This window comes from Aureibaculum algae (assembly GCF_006065315.1).
In the GTDB taxonomy this organism is placed as follows: domain Bacteria; phylum Bacteroidota; class Bacteroidia; order Flavobacteriales; family Flavobacteriaceae; genus Aureibaculum; species Aureibaculum algae.
This window is the reverse complement of the sequence record NZ_CP040749.1, coordinates 4,687,872-4,703,847: the sequence shown is the minus strand read 5'-3', so window position 1 is coordinate 4,703,847 and position 15,976 is coordinate 4,687,872. Positions and strand designations below refer to the sequence as shown.

Sequence of the window (15,976 nt, the reverse complement as noted above, 5' to 3'; positions counted from 1 at the left end):
ATTAAAACAACATAAATTAAGTGGCTTTTAGTGTTAATTAAACTGGTTTTCGATACATGTTTTGTTTCATATTATTACACAAAGAACACTAGAACTCACGTTGAATTCTATTAGGTTATTAGAACCAAATTACTTTCGTACACTCCAAATTTCGTAAATAGGTGCTCCTTTGCTTGATAAACCGGAATGATGCCAATTGCCTTCTTTTAATTCATAATCAAACTGTAAACTGTGGCCCACTCGGGTATCATCTTTCGAAAAGAATTCAATATTTTCGGTGTATTTACCATCTTTAGTAGTGTAGGTTCCGCCACCGGTACCCATAAATTGTTTGGTTTCTGTATTGTAAGCTATCCATTGAAAACGAGTGCCTGAGAGTATTTTCATTGTTTTTCGAGGTTTGCTGGTGTCTCTTTGTTGTGTTTCACCATCCTTAACACGACCAGACATGAGCCATGCCCCTTGCAATTTACCAGGTTTTCCGCTATCAATTCTTTTCAATTTCAAAGGACTATTTGCAGTTGTAATGGTAGAATCAGTTATGGTTACTTTATTATTGGTTTCGAGGCCTACTCGCTCTGAAAGACCGGAGTCAAACTCTATTTTTTCCGTTAACGTATCACCATTTAATTTCCAGCTGCCTCCAGTGGTACCAATAAACTTTCCGGTTTTTGAATTGTAAGCCGTTAATACTTTATATCCCTCAGTATAAATAACAACAATCTTCATTTGGTCATCCGCTTTTGCAGTAGAAATACTTTCCCATGCTCCAATAATATTTTGGGCGTTGCTTGTAAATGATAAAAAAGTACAGAGCAGCAGTGCTATACTAAGTTGAAGACGCTTTAATTTAGAAGTATTGTTTGTAGTTATATTTAGAGATTTCATATTATTGTTTTAGTGTTTAAATTATAATGTGCTAATTGTCTATACATTAGCTGTTAAAGCGTTAAATTTAGTAAATAAAAGCCATTTAAATCCTTTCACATCCGTTTTCGAATTAAATTCATGTGGATTTAGAAAGTGTAATGCAAAAAAGACTCCACCAAGTGAAGTCTCTTTTATGTAATTTATTATAATGTAGACACTATTTTTCTAATGCCTATGCCATTGGTTTTTTAAAATACTTTTTACGTAACCAAAAGGAAACTCGCACCAATAAAATTAAAGCGGGTACTTCTACCAAAGGCCCAATAACACCTGTAAATGCTTGTCCAGAGTTGAGCCCAAAAACAGCGATGGCAACCACAATAGCCAATTCAAAATTATTACCTGCTGCAGTAAAAGCTACTGCTGCGGTTTTATCATAGTCTGCACCCGTTGCTTTGGTAAAGAAAAAGCCAATAATAAACATGACTGTAAAATAGATTAATAACGGTATTGCAATAAGTAATACGTCCATTGGTATTTCTACAATCATTTCTCCTTTTAAAGAAAACATGATTATAATGGTAAATAAAAGAGCAATCAATGTTAAGGGCGAAATGGCCGGTATAAACTTGTTGGTATACCAATCTTCACCTTTTAATTTTACCAAAATCAGTCGACTTAAAATACCTAACAAAAACGGAATGCCTAAATAAATGGCTACGCTTTCTGCAATGGTTGCTACGGAAATATCTACAATAGCACCTTCAAATCCGAAATAAGGAGGTAAAATGGTTATAAAGAGCCATGCGTAAAAACTGTAAGCGAAAACTTGAAAAATACTGTTTAAAGCGACCAAACCAGCACCATATTCAGCACTACCTTCAGCAAGATCATTCCAAACCAAAACCATGGCAATACAACGAGCCAATCCTATTAAAATTAACCCTACCATATATTCAGGATAGTCATGCAAAAATGTGATGGCTAAAAAGAACATTAATACCGGACCAATTATCCAGTTTAATACTAATGAAATGGATAAAATCTTTGTATTTCTGAATACCTTTGGTAACAGAGCATAATTAACCTTAGCCAAAGGAGGATACATCATTACGATTAATCCGATTGCAATGGGAATGTTTGTGGAACCGCTATTAAAAGAATTGATAATGCCCGAAAATGAAGGCACAAAATAACCAATACCAACACCTAGAGCCATGGCTATGAAAATCCATAGTGTAAGATAACTGTCTAGAAAACTTAATTTTTTGGGAGCTGCCATTTTAGAAGTTTATTTGTGAAAATACATAGTGTAATTCAGTAGCTATTTGCAAACTACGTTCGTTATACTTTTCTGCTTGCTGAGGTGTGTTGTCAAATGCTTTTGGATCGTCGAAAGTAATGGGAATTCGTTTTTCTGCCCCTGCAATAAACGGGCAACCAGCATCTGCTTGCGAACAAGTCATAATCGCTGCAAAGTCAGATTTAGGATTAAAAGCATCATCGAACTTTTTTGAAAATCCAATTATAGGATGCTCATTTTTTGCATACTTGATACTGTACACAGGATTGTCATTTTTAGAAATTTTCTGTATTTCAAAACCCGAGTTTTGTAAGGTTGTTGCTGCCATAGGAAACAATGCTGTAGCTTCCGTGCCGCCAGAATAACAAAACACATTTTTAATACCAAAATGAAAGGCCATTGTTTGAGCCCAAACTTGCGATAAATGACTTCTTCGTGAGTTGTGTGTACAAATAAAATTCAACCGTATTTCTTCACTGTTAGCTACTTTCATTTGAATAAAGTCGATAAGTGGTTGTAATATATGTTTACGTTGCCCATTGATACTTGATGGGTCTAAATTTTCTATAATTTCTGATACTAATTTATTCATAAGTTTTGGTTATTAGATTCCTATTTTTTTACTTCTTCTTTCCATTATAATGTTGTCTTTCCAAACCCCATTACGTTGGCCGATTTTTTCGCGATAGCCAATTTCTCGAAATCCGCACTTTTTGTGTAAATGGATGCTTGCACTATTTTCAGGCATAATACCACATTGTAATGTCCAAATACCATTGATTTCACTGATTTCTATGAGTTTTTTCAAAATTTTTGAACCTACACCCACGCCTTGATGCGATGGAGAAACATACACACTGTTTTCTGCTACACCTTTATAAACACTGCGATTTGAAACTTTTGATAAAGCACCACAACCTAACATGATATTGTTATCAAAAAGAGCAATACGACCAACAGCAAGATGTGCATTGTCCCATTTTATGAAGTTGGGCATTTCCGTTTCAAAAGTTGCTTTTCCTGAGGCTATGCCTGCTTTGTAAATATTTAAAACAAGGTTGAAATTATCTTCGTTAATATGTTCAAATTTCATAATGGTATTAACAACAATTTCCTCCAGGAGTACAAGTAGTTTCGCTATTTAGATCTGATAATTTTACGTTGAGTTTTCCTTCAGGTATATCACATTTATCCTTTGCTAAACAATCTGTTTGTTTTGTAGTGAGTAAGAAATTTTGTCCGTCAAAATCGAGCCCAAATTTTTGAATGGTTTCTCCTTGATATTCTACTTCGATGTCTAAATCGCCAATTGCTAAGACCTTTTCAGAAAGCTCAATAATTTTTACTAATTTTTCTGGATGTAAACGATGGTCATAATCATTGGCGTCCCAAAGTTGAAAGTTGGCTACTTCTTCTTTCCGTACTGTGCCACCACAATCGATAAAATTCTTTGTGATTTTACCAACTTCTGTAACGTGAAAATTAGTTGGAACCAATTCGCCGTTTGGCAATTGAAACGCAATGTTATCTAATTGATTTAATTTGTTTTTAATTTCTGAGAGTTTCATATTTTTAGTGTGTGTTTGTGTTTTATTAAATCAAGTTTTAAAATTAACAGCAACCGCTGTTTGGAGAACAAGATTCACCTTCAATTTCAGAGAATTTTAATTTTGGTTTTTCTTCTTTTGATCCAGGCTTTTCTCCATAAACCGTAATGCTAAAAATGCCTACTGCTTTTTGGTTAAATGTTTTTACCTCTTCTTCAGATAGATATTTACTTAAGATATCATCTGGAATAACGATGGGTTTTTCTTTTTGGATTTGTACATTTTGAAATCCTTGTGCTTCTATTAATTGCAGGTAGTCTGATTTTTGAATGGCACCAGCAACACAACCTGCATACATTTCGGCATCTTCTTTTAAGGCTTCAGGTAAATTACCCACTAAAACAATATCAGAAACACTAAAATGACCATTTGGTTTTAGCACTCTGTACATTTCTGCAATCACTTTTTCTTTATTAGGCACAAGATTTAATACGCAATTGCTAACAACAACATCAGCTATGTTATTACTTACGGGCATATCGTCAATATCACCCATTCTAAATTCAACATTGTTGTATCCGAGCTTTTCTGCATTTATTCTCGCTTTATCAATCATAATTGGTGTAAAATCAATACCAATTACCTTTCCTTCGGCACCTGTTTCATGTCGAGCTACAAAACAATCATTACCGGCACCAGAACCTAAATCGATTACGGTATCTCCGGCATTAATTTTTGCGAATTGTGTTGGTAATCCACATCCTAAACCTAAATCAGCATCTTCATTATAGCCATCGGTTTCAGAATAGTCATCCATCATAATATTGTATACTTTGTTTGATGGTGTAGTGGCACCACAACATGATGCAGCGTTTTCAGCTTTGCCTTGTTCGGCTATTTTTGAATAACGATCTTTAACAATGTTTTTTAATTCTTGTTCGTTTTTCATTTTTTAAAATTTTATAATAATCTCATATTAACAACAATTTTCTTTTGTAATATCTTGATCTAAAAATTCAGACATCAATTTTTTCATTTTAGTCCAGTTGTTGGTATCAATACAATAACAAACACTAGTTCCTTCTACGTTTCCTTTTATTAAACCTAAATGCTTCAACTCTTTTAAATGTTGAGATATAGTAGGTTGAGCCAATCCGATTTCGCTTACCAAATCACCACAAACACATGCGTTTAATTTAAAAAGGTATTGTAAAATAGCAACCCTTGCCGGATGGCCAAAGGCTTTGGCAAATAAGGCAATTTCATTTTGTGAATCTGTAAACATTTCGGTTTTAGATACTCCCATTTTAGTTGTTTAATTTGTTCATTGCAATATTACGATTAATAATTAAAACAGCAATTATTTTTCAGTAAATATTTTTTATGGATTAGGTTTTGAGTACGAATTGAATTTGTGATTCTAGTAACTAGAATTAGTTTGGACGCACTGAGGTAATAAACGGAGAGGCAACGTCTTTTTTGGTAGGTAATTCGTCCAGTTCTTCTTGAAACTTTTCGTTCAGTGTCCCTTTTCTATAGAATTTAAGATACTTTTTAGACCGAATTGTTAATTTTATTTTATTTTTAGGTTTCTTAGCGAAGCCTAAAAATATTTCGGCGGCTTTAAGACGTACTTCTTTTACATCTTCTTGATGCTTATAAGTTTCTCCTTCAATTGCAATACATGGTAAAATACGATTGTGATTAATTTTTTGATCTAAGAGGTAGTTTACAATACTTACTGCATAAAAATACTGCTGGTTGTCTGTGTTTCTCAGTTTATAATAGAAATTTCCTCCTAGCGGAATGCCATAACCGGTATCTTGATTCATCCAAAAACAAACAATTTTTGAGGAGCTTACAAATTTGGCTGATTTCTCGTTAACTGGGTTGCTGAGAAGGTATTGGGTAGCTTCAAAAACAAGTTGCTCATATTCTTCAATACTGGGTTCTTTGAGTGCGTTAATGTCTCCAATTTTCTTTTCAGCTTGTGCATAACCAATCTGAGTTGCTGTTATGAGAAGTATCAGCAATGTGAAATTAACGAGTTTAATACTTATTATTGAAGTAATTTTATGCAATAAATAAATGTTTAGCGATTATATATATTTAACGCACAAACGAAAGATTTTATTGTATAGTATACAATTAATTTTAAGGTCAATATTTTAAGATTCAAAGGTTTACTTTTTTGAGGGTTCTAAAATGTAAATTTGAAAGATTATGCTTATCTTTAATGTAATTCTTAATTACTTCGAATTATGAAAACTCATTTTAATATCATTATTGCCGGAGCGGGTGGTATAGCAAAGGCTGCCGGACTTATATTAGCAGAGTGGAGCACGATAACACCTACAATTTATATAGGAAATAGAACCTTAGCTAAAGCTCAAAAAGTAGCAAAGTGGATAGAAAATGGTACAACAAAAAAGTGTGAAATAATTCCTTTTCATCTGAGTTCAGATGAAGTTACCAAGGAGATGATTAGCATTTTTAGTAAAGGAGATGCTCTTTTAGATTGTTTGCCAGGTAAATTGGCTCCAAAAATGGCTGGTTTTGCGAAAGATTATAAGCTTAATTATGCGAACCTTACCGAATATGTAGCTGAAACCAATCAAATTATGGATCTCGCCCAAAATGCCGATACAGGTTTTGTCTTGCAAACAGGATTGGCTCCTGGGTATATTGATGTCTTGGCCAATTATATGTTTCAAGAGTTTTGCAAACAGTATCATGTTGAAAAGGTTGATATATTAGAGTTTAAAGTAGGTGCTCTAACTAAAAATGCAGTGGCACCACATTTCTATGGTTTTACTTGGAGTCCTATTGGCGTGGCTACAGAATACATAAAAGATTGTGTAGTAATTCGTGATTATAAAAAGGCTACAATTCCTGCTTTATCAGAACGAGCAACGATCATTATTGATGGCATTTCCTATGAGGAAGATTTGACTTCTGATGGAGCTGCTGATTTGCCAGATGCCCTAAGTGGAAAAGTACGTAAATTAGATTATAAAACTTTACGTCATCCAGGCCATTACCACTGGGTAGATACACAATTGAAAGAGCTAAAAAACAAGTACACTTTAATTGCTGATTTACAAGAAATTATGTTAGCCAAAATCCCAAATATAGAAGATGATCAGATTGTTATTTATGCCGCAGTAGAAGGAAAAGACACAAACGGTGTTTTACGTCGACATGAAGTTGCTAAAAATATAAAACCTCAAAAGGTAGGTAAACATTTGCTTAGAGCAATTCAGACGACCACAGCGGCACCTTTAGTGCAATCTATTCAATGGTTGTTAGAAAATAAAATAAAAGGCATTACGCTCCAAAGTGAGTTAGAAGCTAAAACCTTTTTAAATGGTGCATTTATTAAGCGTGTTTATGGGGAGGTTTAAATGACTTGTTACTTAAAGTTAATCAGTGGATTTCAATTCAATTGTTCCACTTTTTAAACCTTTACCACGAACCGATAATTTTATTGTACCGGCTTCTTCTTTAGAAGAGACGATTACAACTAATTTACCGCTAAATAATTTCATGGTTGGTAAGTGAAATAGCTCTAGTGAAGTAGCATCACCGTTGGCAGCGGCTTTGTAAAAACCGTTACCTTTCACCTTAAAGTTTAATTGATTGGTGGCAGTAGGGCAAGGAATACCATTTTTATCAACTACAGAAACGGTAATAAAAGCCAAATCTTTTCCATTGGATTTTAATGTTTTTCTATCAGCATCCAAAACAATTTTATAAGGTTTTTCTGCCGTGTGGATTTCTTTTTCTGCTACAGGATTTCCATTTTTGTCAAAAGCAACAACTTTTAAGGTACCGGGTTCATAGGTCACATCCATCCACATTAATCGATACCGATTTTGAGGGGTTGTCTTATTCTTTTTTTGAATGCCCATACTTTTTCCATTAACAAAAAGTTCAGCACTGTCGTAATTGGTGTAAACAAATACGGGTGTAATTTCACCTTCACGTCCTTTCCAATTCCAATGCGGTAAAATATGTAAAGTTTCGTCTTCTGTATTCCATCGGCTTCTATAAAGATAGTATCTGTCTTTCGGAATGCCTGCTAAATCGCAAATTCCAAAATAAGAACTGCGTGAAGGCCATTGGTCGTCATAAGGTGTAGGTTCTCCTAAATAATCAAATCCTGTCCAAACAAATTCACCAATAACCCAAGGTTTATCGTCTTGTAATTCAAAATCTAAATCAGGAATATTAGACCAACTGCACGCTTCTAAATCATAAGACGAGCTTTGAAAATCGTCATACTGTTTCATTTTAGCTTGTACAACCGGAAATTTGTAAATTCCCCTTGAACTTACAGTCGAAGCCGTTTCGGAACCTAAAATAAAACCCTGCGGAAATTTTTCATAGGCTTCTTCATATAATGGTAATCTATAATTAAGTCCTGGGATATCTAATAAAGCTCCAAATCCATTTTCCATAACAGATTGCACTTGGTCCATTCCTACTGTTACAGGTCGTGTAGGATCTTCTCTATGAAATATGTCTTGTAGCCATTTCGCTCTTTTTACGCCTTCTGAACCCCATTGATCTGGCACTTCATTGCCTGCACTCCACATGATAATACTAGGATGATTACGCGTAGCATGAATTAAATTGACTACGTCTTTTTCAGCATATGCTTCGAAAAAACGGTTGTATCCATTTTCAACTTTTGGTTTTGCCCATTCATCGAAACTTTCTGCTAAGAACATAAGTCCCATTTCATCACATAATTCCAATTGTTCTATAGATGGCATATTGTGAGAACTGCGGATAGCATCAACACCCATATCCTTCAAAATCTGCAATTGTCTTCGTAAAGCAGATTTATTCACTGCGGTACCTAAGGGTCCCAAGTCATGATGTAAACAAACCCCTTTAAATTTTCTGACCTTGCCATTTAAGCTAAATCCTTTGTTGGCTTCGTACTTTATTTCACGAATACCAAAACGGGTTTCAATTTCATCTTTAAGGGTCTTGCCTTCGTATAATTGTGAAATGGCTGTGTATAAATAAGGACGTTCAGGGCTCCATAATTTAGGATGTACTACCGCTATATTTTGTTCAAATTCATTGCCGAAAATAGCATCCGTTTTATTGGTAGCAACGGTATCTTTATGAGCGTTTAAAATATAAGTAACTACGTTTAAATTTTTACCTGTGACCTTTGTTTTAATGTTAACCTTAGCCATTTCTTTTGAAATAACAGGTGTGGTTATAGTAGTACCCCAGTGATGAATACTTTGTTCATTTTTAACAATAAGTTGCACTTTACGATATAAACCTGCTCCGGGATACCATCTGGAAGATGAACCTAGATTTGATAATTCAACGGCTAATACATTCGTTTGGTTAGCGATAAAGTCATCAGTTATATCAAAGTAAAAATAGCTATACCCATACGCCCATTCGCCTACTTTTTTACCATTTAAAAAAACCTTAGGTTCACTCATAGCTCCTTCAAAAGCAATGAGAACTTTCTGTCCTAATTTATATTGAGGAAGTGTAAATTCGTTTCTATACCAGGCTGTCCCTACATAAGGTAAGGCTCCCGTTCTACCCGTTTTTTCAGTAGCTACTTTTTCTCCGTTCTGTTCAATTGCAACAGTTTGTTTATCAATTTCTTTATCAAATGGACCGTAAATTGCCCAATCGTGAGGAACAGTTATATCTTGCCATTTAGCGTCATTAAAGTCCTTTTGATACGCTTGGCTGTTCTCTCCTTTTTGGAATTTCCAACCTTTGTCAAGTTCTATTACAGAGCGTGTTTGTGCTATTGAAATAGGAATATAAAGACATATTAAAATAAGTGAAATCAGGGTTTTACTCATGGTTAAGAATTTTTTCTTAGAAAAAGGTTTTACTCTATTTCATCAGTTATAATGCACTACAAAAAAACTAAGCTATAATTTTAAATAGTTATGGTACTACCAAACAGGTATGTATAAGCTTCCTATTTATTCATCAACGCTTCAATTTCATCAACTTCAATAGGGATATTTCTCATTAAATTAAAAGGTTCGCCTTTTTCTTGAATTACAACATCATCTTCTATTCTAATACCAAAACCTTCATCAGGAATATAAATACCTGGCTCTACCGTAAAAACCATATTGGCTTGCATGGGTTCTGTTAAAATACCATAATCATGTGTGTCTAATCCCATATGATGAGAAGTACCATGCATAAAATATTTTTTATAAGCAGGCCAGTCCGGATCTTCATTTTGAACATCAGCTTTGTCCAATAAATTTAAACCAAGTAATTCTGACGTCATAATTTTACCTACTTCTACATGATATTCAGCCCAGTCAGTTCCTGGGATTAACATTTTTGTGGCTGCATTTTTAACACGATTTACTGCGTTGTAAACTTCTTTTTGTCTTTTGCTAAATCTTCCAGAAACAGGTATGGTACGTGTCATGTCACTAGCGTAATTTGCATATTCAGCACCGGCATCAATTAAGATTAATTCGCCCGCTTTGCATTGTTGGTTGTTTTCAATATAATGCAATACGTTTGCATTATTTCCAGAACCAATAATTGGTGTATAGGCAAAACCTTTAGATCTGTTTATTAAAAATTCGTGCATAAATTCAGCCTCAATTTCATATTCCCAAACACCGGGATTTACAAAATTTAGTACGCGTCTAAATCCCTTATTCGTAATATCACAAGCTTGCTGAATTAGGTCTATTTCAATTTGATCTTTTACAGAGCGTAAGCGTTGTAAAATAGGGTTGCTCTTAGCTACACTATGAGCTGGGTATTTATCTTTTAACCATTTTGTAAAGCGGTCTTCACGTGTTTCGGTTTCAACAGAAGCACGATAATGCTCATTGGTGTTAATATAAACGGTATCACATTGAGTCATTAATTCAAAGAGCACTTTTTCCATGTCTTGCAACCAGTAAACAGTTTTAATTCCACTGGTTTTAAAAGCGGCTTCTTTGGTTAGTTTTTCACCTTCCCAAATGGCAATATGTTCATTCGTTTCTTTTAAGAAGAGAATTTCTCTATGCTTTTCTTTCGGGCAATCAGGAAACAGTACTAAAATACTTTCTTCTTGATCTACTCCACTTAAGTAGAAAATATCACGATGTTGTTCAAAAGGAATTGTGCTATCTGCACTTATCGGATAAATATCATTAGAATTAAATACGGCTAAACTACTCGGCCTCATCTGAGCCATGAAATTTTTACGGTTTTTTATAAAAAGAGTATTGTCAATAAGATGGTATTTCATGGTCTTGTTTTTTCACATTAGTCTTACAAATTTATTAAATCTTAGAGAGTATTAGCTGTTGAATTCATATTTATTTAGTAGTTTTCGGTTATTAATTTATATTATGTTTAAAAAATTTATTTTTTACGTTGCTGTATTGTTCTTTGCAATTAGTACTGCTCAAAATTCAAATGATAAGACTTCAGAATATTTCTCATTGGTGAGGGCTGAATTTACTGGCGATCAAGCCTATAAAACCACTGCTTTTGTAGAGCAATATTGGCGTGTGGTTGGTAATAAAGGGTTCAATGAAAGTGTTTATCATATTACCGAAACCTTAGAAAAAGCAGGTTATGTTTTAGAAGAGGATGCCAATGAAATGGATAGGTTAATCTACAGAGTTGAAAAAAGACCACTTAAAAACCCTACTTGGGAACCTGTTGATGCTCGTTTAACTATTAAAGGGGAAAAATTGCCATTGCTAGAATCGACTTCCAATAGAAATATGACCTATTTAAATTCTCCTTCAACACCAAAAGGTGGAGTTATTGGAGAGGTAGTTTATATAAAAGATAAAAAAGATTTAGAAAAAACGGATGTAAAGGGTAAAATAGTTTTTGCAGAAATGAGCCCTTACGCTGTTTATAAACTGGCTATGGAAAAAGGAGTTTTAGGAATGCTAACCTATAATATGCCTGATTATTTACAACCAGAAAAGAATGTTACCTCTATCCAGTTTAGAAGTATTCCGTATAACGAAAATAACCTTTGGGGTATGGCGTTGTCTTATCAAGCGAAAGAGACCTTGAAAAAGGCTTTAAGTAAAGGCAATGTAAAGGTACATGCTGAAATAAATACAAAGATATATCATTCTGAAGAATTGACCGTTGTTGCTGAAATAAAGGGAGCTCTTAAACCCAAAGAAAGACTTGTTTTTAGTGCTCATATTCAAGAACCGGGTGCAAACGATAATGCTACTGGAGTTGGTGTTCAGTTAGAAATGGCACAAATAGCTGCTCAATTTATTAATGATAAAAGTGCAAATTTAGATAGAACATTAACTTTTTTATGGGGAGATGAAATTGTTTCTACCCGAAGATATATTGAAGAAGATAGTCTAAGAGCTTCTCATATAAAATGGGGAATAAGTCTAGATATGGTAGGCGAAAATACGGCCTTGACGGGAGGTACTTTTTTAATTGAAAAGATGCCAGATCCGAGTGCAATTTGGACTCGTGGAAAGGATACCCATACCGAGTGGGGAGGAAGACCATTGAAGTTAAAAGACATGAAACCACATTATTTGAATGACTTTATTCTTAACGTTTTTGAAGAACAAGGTAAATTTGCAAAATGGGATGTGGGTACCAATCCATTTGAAGGTGGTAGCGATCATACACCCTTTTTAAAAGCTGATATTCCGGGATTGCTTTTGTGGCATTTTACAGATCAATTTTACCATACGGATAATGATAGAATAGATAAGGTGTCTCAAGAAACGTTAAAAAATGTGGGTACCGGAGCTTTAGTAAGTGCGTTTGTTCTATTAAATTCAGATTCCGAAACAGCGTTAGCAGAATTAGAAAATATCAATATAAGAGCTAAAAAAAGATTGAAAGATGAGTTTTTATTGTCTCAAAAATCCTTAGCGGATGGTAACACTATTGCAACGGAAATAGAAATTCTTACCGCTTGGAACGATTGGTATCAAAAAACAATGGACTCATTAAATGATATGGCAGCTGATTCAAAAGGAGATTTAAAAAACGCCATACATAAGAGTAAAGAACAACTGAAAAAGCAGACCGAAAATTATATCAAATCATTGAAATAAAATGCTATTTACTATTGTAAAAAAAATACTAGTTTCTTTTTTATTGTTTGCTCTATTTTTAAATTGTTCGCCACGGTTAAAAGAATCATTTTCAAAATTATCAAAACCTGAAAGATCCTGGGTTGTTTTTCACCCCTTTAAAGCAAAAAAAGCCTATCAGATTTCAAAAGAGGCACTAATTACCACGGATTCTATTGCTAATACAAATACAATTGGTAACGACATTAATGGCGGACAATTAGATGCATTTAAGCATAGTTTTTGGATGGCAAGATCTGCACAGAGTATTGGAAAAAGTGCAGCATTAGGTTTAGGAAAAGCTCATGAAAAGGGTAATTATCTTACCTACAAAAAAAGACAATTGGAAGATGGAATTTTACCTGATAAGCCAGCTTCAGATATGGATTTATTCAATAATAATGTGGGAGCTGAATTGGGTAAAAAGTATAAAACAGCCTCAAAAAGTACGATTATAAATTATTTGTTAGACGCTGTCCTTGACGGTAAACTAAAGATGCTAAAAAAAGATGCTGCAGGTAATTTTTTGGATTGTCAAGGGCAAATTCTTTCAATTGAAGCTCTAAAAGGAACTTGGGAAAATAATAAATGTCTGATACCTACCCATAAATTATGACTTAACATGCTGTAGTTTAGTCCTGTTTTTTATACTTTCGCTTAGAATTTTTGTAGGAGCTATTACACCTTTTTAACCATACTTATTATGCATTTACCACTTTTACAAGACTTTGTAATTCTATTAGGGTTTTCTATTCTGATTGTTTTTCTATTGCAACGCTTAAAGTTACCTTCTATTTTAGGATTTTTAATTACAGGAATTATAATTGGTCCTCACGGATTTAGCTTAATAGCAGCGAGTGATCAAATTGAAGTAATTTCAGAAATTGGGGTCATTTTATTGATGTTTGTGATTGGTATGGAGCTTTCATTAAAACAATTGGCATCCATTAAAAATACGGTTTTTATTGGAGGCTCATTGCAGGTAGGGCTTACCATTTTAATTTCAGGACTTGCCTATTACTTTTTAGGAAATACGATTGAAGAATCTGTTTTTGTAGGGTTTCTATTTTCACTTTCCAGTACTGCAATTGTCTTAAAAATATTACAAGATAGAAACGAAATGAAGACGGCCCATGGTCGTAATGCATTGGCCATACTTATATTTCAAGATATTATTGTGGTACCCATGATGTTAGTGACACCTTTACTATCAGGAGCTTCTGAAAATGTAACTATGAGTGTAATCACTTTAGTTGTAAAATCAATTATTGTAGTATTGGTTACCATAGTAAGTGCAAGATATATTGTACCTAAATTGATGTTTGAAGTAGCAAAAACAAAAAGTAAAGAACTTTTTTTATTAACGACAATTACCATTTGTTTTGCGGTAGCCTATTTAACTTCAGAAGCGGGCTTGTCCTTAGCTTTAGGTGCCTTTTTAGCAGGGTTAATTATATCAGAGTCTGAATATTCGCATCAGGCAACTAGTATTATTTTACCATTTAGAGAATTATTTACCAGTATCTTTTTTATCTCAATTGGTATGTTATTAGACGTTACCTTTTTTCTAAATCATATTGGTATTGTCTTATTACTTGTAGCGGTAGTATTTGCAATAAAAACTTTTGCTATTACTATTGCTGTGGCTGTTTTAAGGTATCCGCCAAAAACGGTCATACTTACTGCTTTATCATTGTTTCAAATTGGGGAATTTGCTTTTATTCTGTCTAAAGTTGGAGTGCAATACAATCTATTAAGTGTAGAGACGAATCAGTATTTTTTATCAGTGTCTATTATATCTATGATTTTAACCCCTTTTGTAATTATGTTTTCCCATAGGTTTGCAAATGGAATTTTAAAGACGAAATGGGGTAAAAGAATGGACAAAAATCTTGTTGGGCAACAAGACAATGAAAGTGTTATAGATAATGATATGACAAATCATTTAATAATTATTGGGTATGGAATCAATGGTTCAAATTTAGCGAAAGCAGCAAAATATGCTAATATACCCTACGTGGTTATTGAAATGGATGCGGCAAAAGTTAAAAAAGCAAAAGAAGAGGATATTCCTATTATTTTTGGAGATGGTTCGTTACCTCATATTTTAGATACTGTAAATATTGTAAAAGCACGGTCTGTTGTCATAGCGATAGCAGATAAAGAAGATACCAAAATAGTAATAAAAAATATACGTTCCATTTCAAAGTCAGTTCATATTTTGGTACGGACGCGATATGTTCGAGAAATTAGCGAATTATTAGCCTTAGGTGCTGATGATGTCATACCAGAAGAATTTGAGACGTCAATTGAAATATTTTCAAGAGTAATGCACAACTTTTTAGTGCCAGAAAGTACAATAGATAATCTTATTGATTATGTCCGTTCTAATAATTATGACATTTTTCAAATGAAGAAAAAACTGCCTAAGACTTTTACAAATGCACAAATACCTGACTTTAATATTACCTGTGTAAATGTAACTTGCGATAGTAGTAAAATTAATGGTAAAACCATCAAAGAAGCTAATATTAGAGCTAAATATGGTATCAGTATTTTGGCAATATCACATGACGGTAAGATAATAGACGACATCCGTCCTGATCAAAAAATTTACCAAAACGATTTATTATATATTCAAGGGAGCTCAGAAAATATTGAGAATTTTAGGAAGTATGTGAACTAAGTAATTTTCTTTTTGATCATCTTTTGTAAGAATATATTATTGGGTAATAAAACTTCTTCCCCTTCTTTTGTTTTTAATTTAATAAAAAAAAGTCCAATATCGCTTATTCTTCCTTCTACCTCAAAGTCTTTATCAATGATAATAATTGTATCATCTAATTTTGCTGAATGATTGAAAAAGATAATCAGGCCGGAAGTTAGATTTGATAAATGTGACCATTGAGCAAATAGTGCTATCCCAATAACCGTTAATACAGAAGCCATAAATAGAAATAGCTCAGCCTGATCAATACCCCAAACGGTAAGCACGAAAATGATTGTAATTGTTACAAGTACAATAAAAACAATCTTTTTAATAATCTTACCTCTCGTTTTTTGCAAAACATTTTTAGAAACAGTCCTTTCAATTAGCTTATTCATTAGCAACCGGAGTAAAAAGAATAGAACTATTCCGATTAACGTTTGGAGTATTT

General features: G+C 33.6%; 15 protein-coding genes. 4 read left to right on the top strand and 11 right to left on the bottom strand.

Annotated features, from left to right (window positions below):
- Window positions 1-129: 129 nt before the first annotated feature.
- From FF125_RS19905 to FF125_RS19870, 8 genes are all read right to left on the bottom strand, one after another.
- Window positions 130-888 (bottom strand): membrane or secreted protein, encoded by a 759-nt coding sequence (locus FF125_RS19905; RefSeq protein WP_175418972.1) that lies wholly within the window; start codon window positions 886-888, stop codon window positions 130-132.
- A 214-nt stretch (window positions 889-1,102) separates the two neighbouring features.
- Window positions 1,103-2,152 (bottom strand): ACR3 family arsenite efflux transporter, encoded by a 1,050-nt coding sequence (gene arsB / locus FF125_RS19900; RefSeq protein WP_138951724.1) that lies wholly within the window; start codon window positions 2,150-2,152, stop codon window positions 1,103-1,105.
- A gap of 1 nt (window position 2,153) precedes the next feature.
- A complete protein-coding gene (locus tag FF125_RS19895) occupies window positions 2,154-2,765 on the bottom strand; it encodes an arsenate-mycothiol transferase ArsC (protein ID WP_138951722.1) in 612 nt (203 codons plus the stop codon).
- A 12-nt stretch (window positions 2,766-2,777) separates the two neighbouring features.
- The gene (locus FF125_RS19890) at window positions 2,778-3,266 is read right to left on the bottom strand and encodes a GNAT family N-acetyltransferase (RefSeq protein ID WP_138951720.1); all 489 of its coding nucleotides are present in this window, start codon (window positions 3,264-3,266) and stop codon (window positions 2,778-2,780) included.
- A gap of 7 nt (window positions 3,267-3,273) precedes the next feature.
- Window positions 3,274-3,741 carry a DUF6428 family protein gene (locus FF125_RS19885; RefSeq protein WP_138951719.1) on the bottom strand — a complete coding sequence of 156 codons (468 nt, stop codon included), beginning with the start codon at window positions 3,739-3,741 and terminating at the stop codon, window positions 3,274-3,276.
- Between the two features lie 43 nt (window positions 3,742-3,784).
- Window positions 3,785-4,669, bottom strand: a complete 885-nt coding sequence (locus FF125_RS19880; protein ID WP_138951717.1) for an arsenite methyltransferase — start codon at window positions 4,667-4,669, stop codon at window positions 3,785-3,787.
- A 27-nt stretch (window positions 4,670-4,696) separates the two neighbouring features.
- A complete protein-coding gene (locus tag FF125_RS19875; RefSeq protein ID WP_138951715.1) occupies window positions 4,697-5,026 on the bottom strand; it encodes an ArsR/SmtB family transcription factor in 330 nt (109 codons plus the stop codon).
- Between the two features lie 127 nt (window positions 5,027-5,153).
- Window positions 5,154-5,801, bottom strand: coding sequence for a hypothetical protein (locus FF125_RS19870; RefSeq protein ID WP_138951714.1), 648 nt, complete (start codon window positions 5,799-5,801; stop codon window positions 5,154-5,156).
- A 180-nt stretch (window positions 5,802-5,981) separates the two neighbouring features.
- On the opposite strand from FF125_RS19870, the gene FF125_RS19865 reads away from it, so the two are divergent.
- A complete protein-coding gene (locus FF125_RS19865; RefSeq protein ID WP_138951712.1) occupies window positions 5,982-7,124 on the top strand; it encodes a saccharopine dehydrogenase family protein in 1,143 nt (380 codons plus the stop codon).
- A gap of 18 nt (window positions 7,125-7,142) precedes the next feature.
- Here the strand turns inward: FF125_RS19865 and FF125_RS19860 are convergent, their stop codons facing one another.
- Together FF125_RS19860 and FF125_RS19855 are read right to left on the bottom strand one after the other, a co-directional pair.
- Window positions 7,143-9,572: a DUF4982 domain-containing protein gene (locus FF125_RS19860; RefSeq protein ID WP_138951710.1), complete on the bottom strand. Its 2,430-nt coding sequence runs from the start codon at window positions 9,570-9,572 to the stop codon at window positions 7,143-7,145.
- 122 nt (window positions 9,573-9,694) lie between these two features.
- Window positions 9,695-10,987, bottom strand: a complete 1,293-nt coding sequence (locus tag FF125_RS19855) for an aminopeptidase P family protein (RefSeq protein WP_138951708.1) — start codon at window positions 10,985-10,987, stop codon at window positions 9,695-9,697.
- 103 nt (window positions 10,988-11,090) lie between these two features.
- Between FF125_RS19855 and FF125_RS19850 the strand changes: the two genes are divergently transcribed.
- From FF125_RS19850 to FF125_RS19840, 3 genes are all read left to right on the top strand, one after another.
- Window positions 11,091-12,800, top strand: a complete 1,710-nt coding sequence (locus tag FF125_RS19850) for a M28 family peptidase (RefSeq protein WP_138951706.1) — start codon at window positions 11,091-11,093, stop codon at window positions 12,798-12,800.
- A gap of 1 nt (window position 12,801) precedes the next feature.
- Window positions 12,802-13,434 (top strand): DUF6973 domain-containing protein, encoded by a 633-nt coding sequence (locus tag FF125_RS19845; protein ID WP_138951704.1) that lies wholly within the window; start codon window positions 12,802-12,804, stop codon window positions 13,432-13,434.
- An 87-nt stretch (window positions 13,435-13,521) separates the two neighbouring features.
- Window positions 13,522-15,504 carry a monovalent cation:proton antiporter family protein gene (locus FF125_RS19840; protein WP_138951702.1) on the top strand — a complete coding sequence of 661 codons (1,983 nt, stop codon included), beginning with the start codon at window positions 13,522-13,524 and terminating at the stop codon, window positions 15,502-15,504.
- On the opposite strand, the gene FF125_RS19835 is transcribed toward FF125_RS19840, so the two are convergent.
- Window positions 15,501-15,923 (bottom strand): mechanosensitive ion channel domain-containing protein, encoded by a 423-nt coding sequence (locus tag FF125_RS19835; RefSeq protein WP_175418971.1) that lies wholly within the window; start codon window positions 15,921-15,923, stop codon window positions 15,501-15,503. The genes FF125_RS19840 and FF125_RS19835 overlap by 4 nt on opposite strands.
- Window positions 15,924-15,976 lie beyond the last annotated feature (53 nt).

Coding starts and splice junctions, on each gene's coding strand:
- FF125_RS19905 (WP_175418972.1), bottom strand. CDS start 888: ATGAAATCTCTAAATATAACTACAAACAATACTTCTAAATTAAAGCGT.
- arsB (WP_138951724.1), bottom strand. CDS start 2,152: ATGGCAGCTCCCAAAAAATTAAGTTTTCTAGACAGTTATCTTACACTA.
- FF125_RS19895 (WP_138951722.1), bottom strand. CDS start 2,765: ATGAATAAATTAGTATCAGAAATTATAGAAAATTTAGACCCATCAAGT.
- FF125_RS19890 (WP_138951720.1), bottom strand. CDS start 3,266: ATGAAATTTGAACATATTAACGAAGATAATTTCAACCTTGTTTTAAAT.
- FF125_RS19885 (WP_138951719.1), bottom strand. CDS start 3,741: ATGAAACTCTCAGAAATTAAAAACAAATTAAATCAATTAGATAACATT.
- FF125_RS19880 (WP_138951717.1), bottom strand. CDS start 4,669: ATGAAAAACGAACAAGAATTAAAAAACATTGTTAAAGATCGTTATTCA.
- FF125_RS19875 (WP_138951715.1), bottom strand. CDS start 5,026: ATGGGAGTATCTAAAACCGAAATGTTTACAGATTCACAAAATGAAATT.
- FF125_RS19865 (WP_138951712.1), top strand. CDS start 5,982: ATGAAAACTCATTTTAATATCATTATTGCCGGAGCGGGTGGTATAGCA.
- FF125_RS19860 (WP_138951710.1), bottom strand. CDS start 9,572: ATGAGTAAAACCCTGATTTCACTTATTTTAATATGTCTTTATATTCCT.
- FF125_RS19855 (WP_138951708.1), bottom strand. CDS start 10,987: ATGAAATACCATCTTATTGACAATACTCTTTTTATAAAAAACCGTAAA.
- FF125_RS19850 (WP_138951706.1), top strand. CDS start 11,091: ATGTTTAAAAAATTTATTTTTTACGTTGCTGTATTGTTCTTTGCAATT.
- FF125_RS19845 (WP_138951704.1), top strand. CDS start 12,802: ATGCTATTTACTATTGTAAAAAAAATACTAGTTTCTTTTTTATTGTTT.
- FF125_RS19840 (WP_138951702.1), top strand. CDS start 13,522: ATGCATTTACCACTTTTACAAGACTTTGTAATTCTATTAGGGTTTTCT.
- FF125_RS19835 (WP_175418971.1), bottom strand. CDS start 15,923: ATGAATAAGCTAATTGAAAGGACTGTTTCTAAAAATGTTTTGCAAAAA.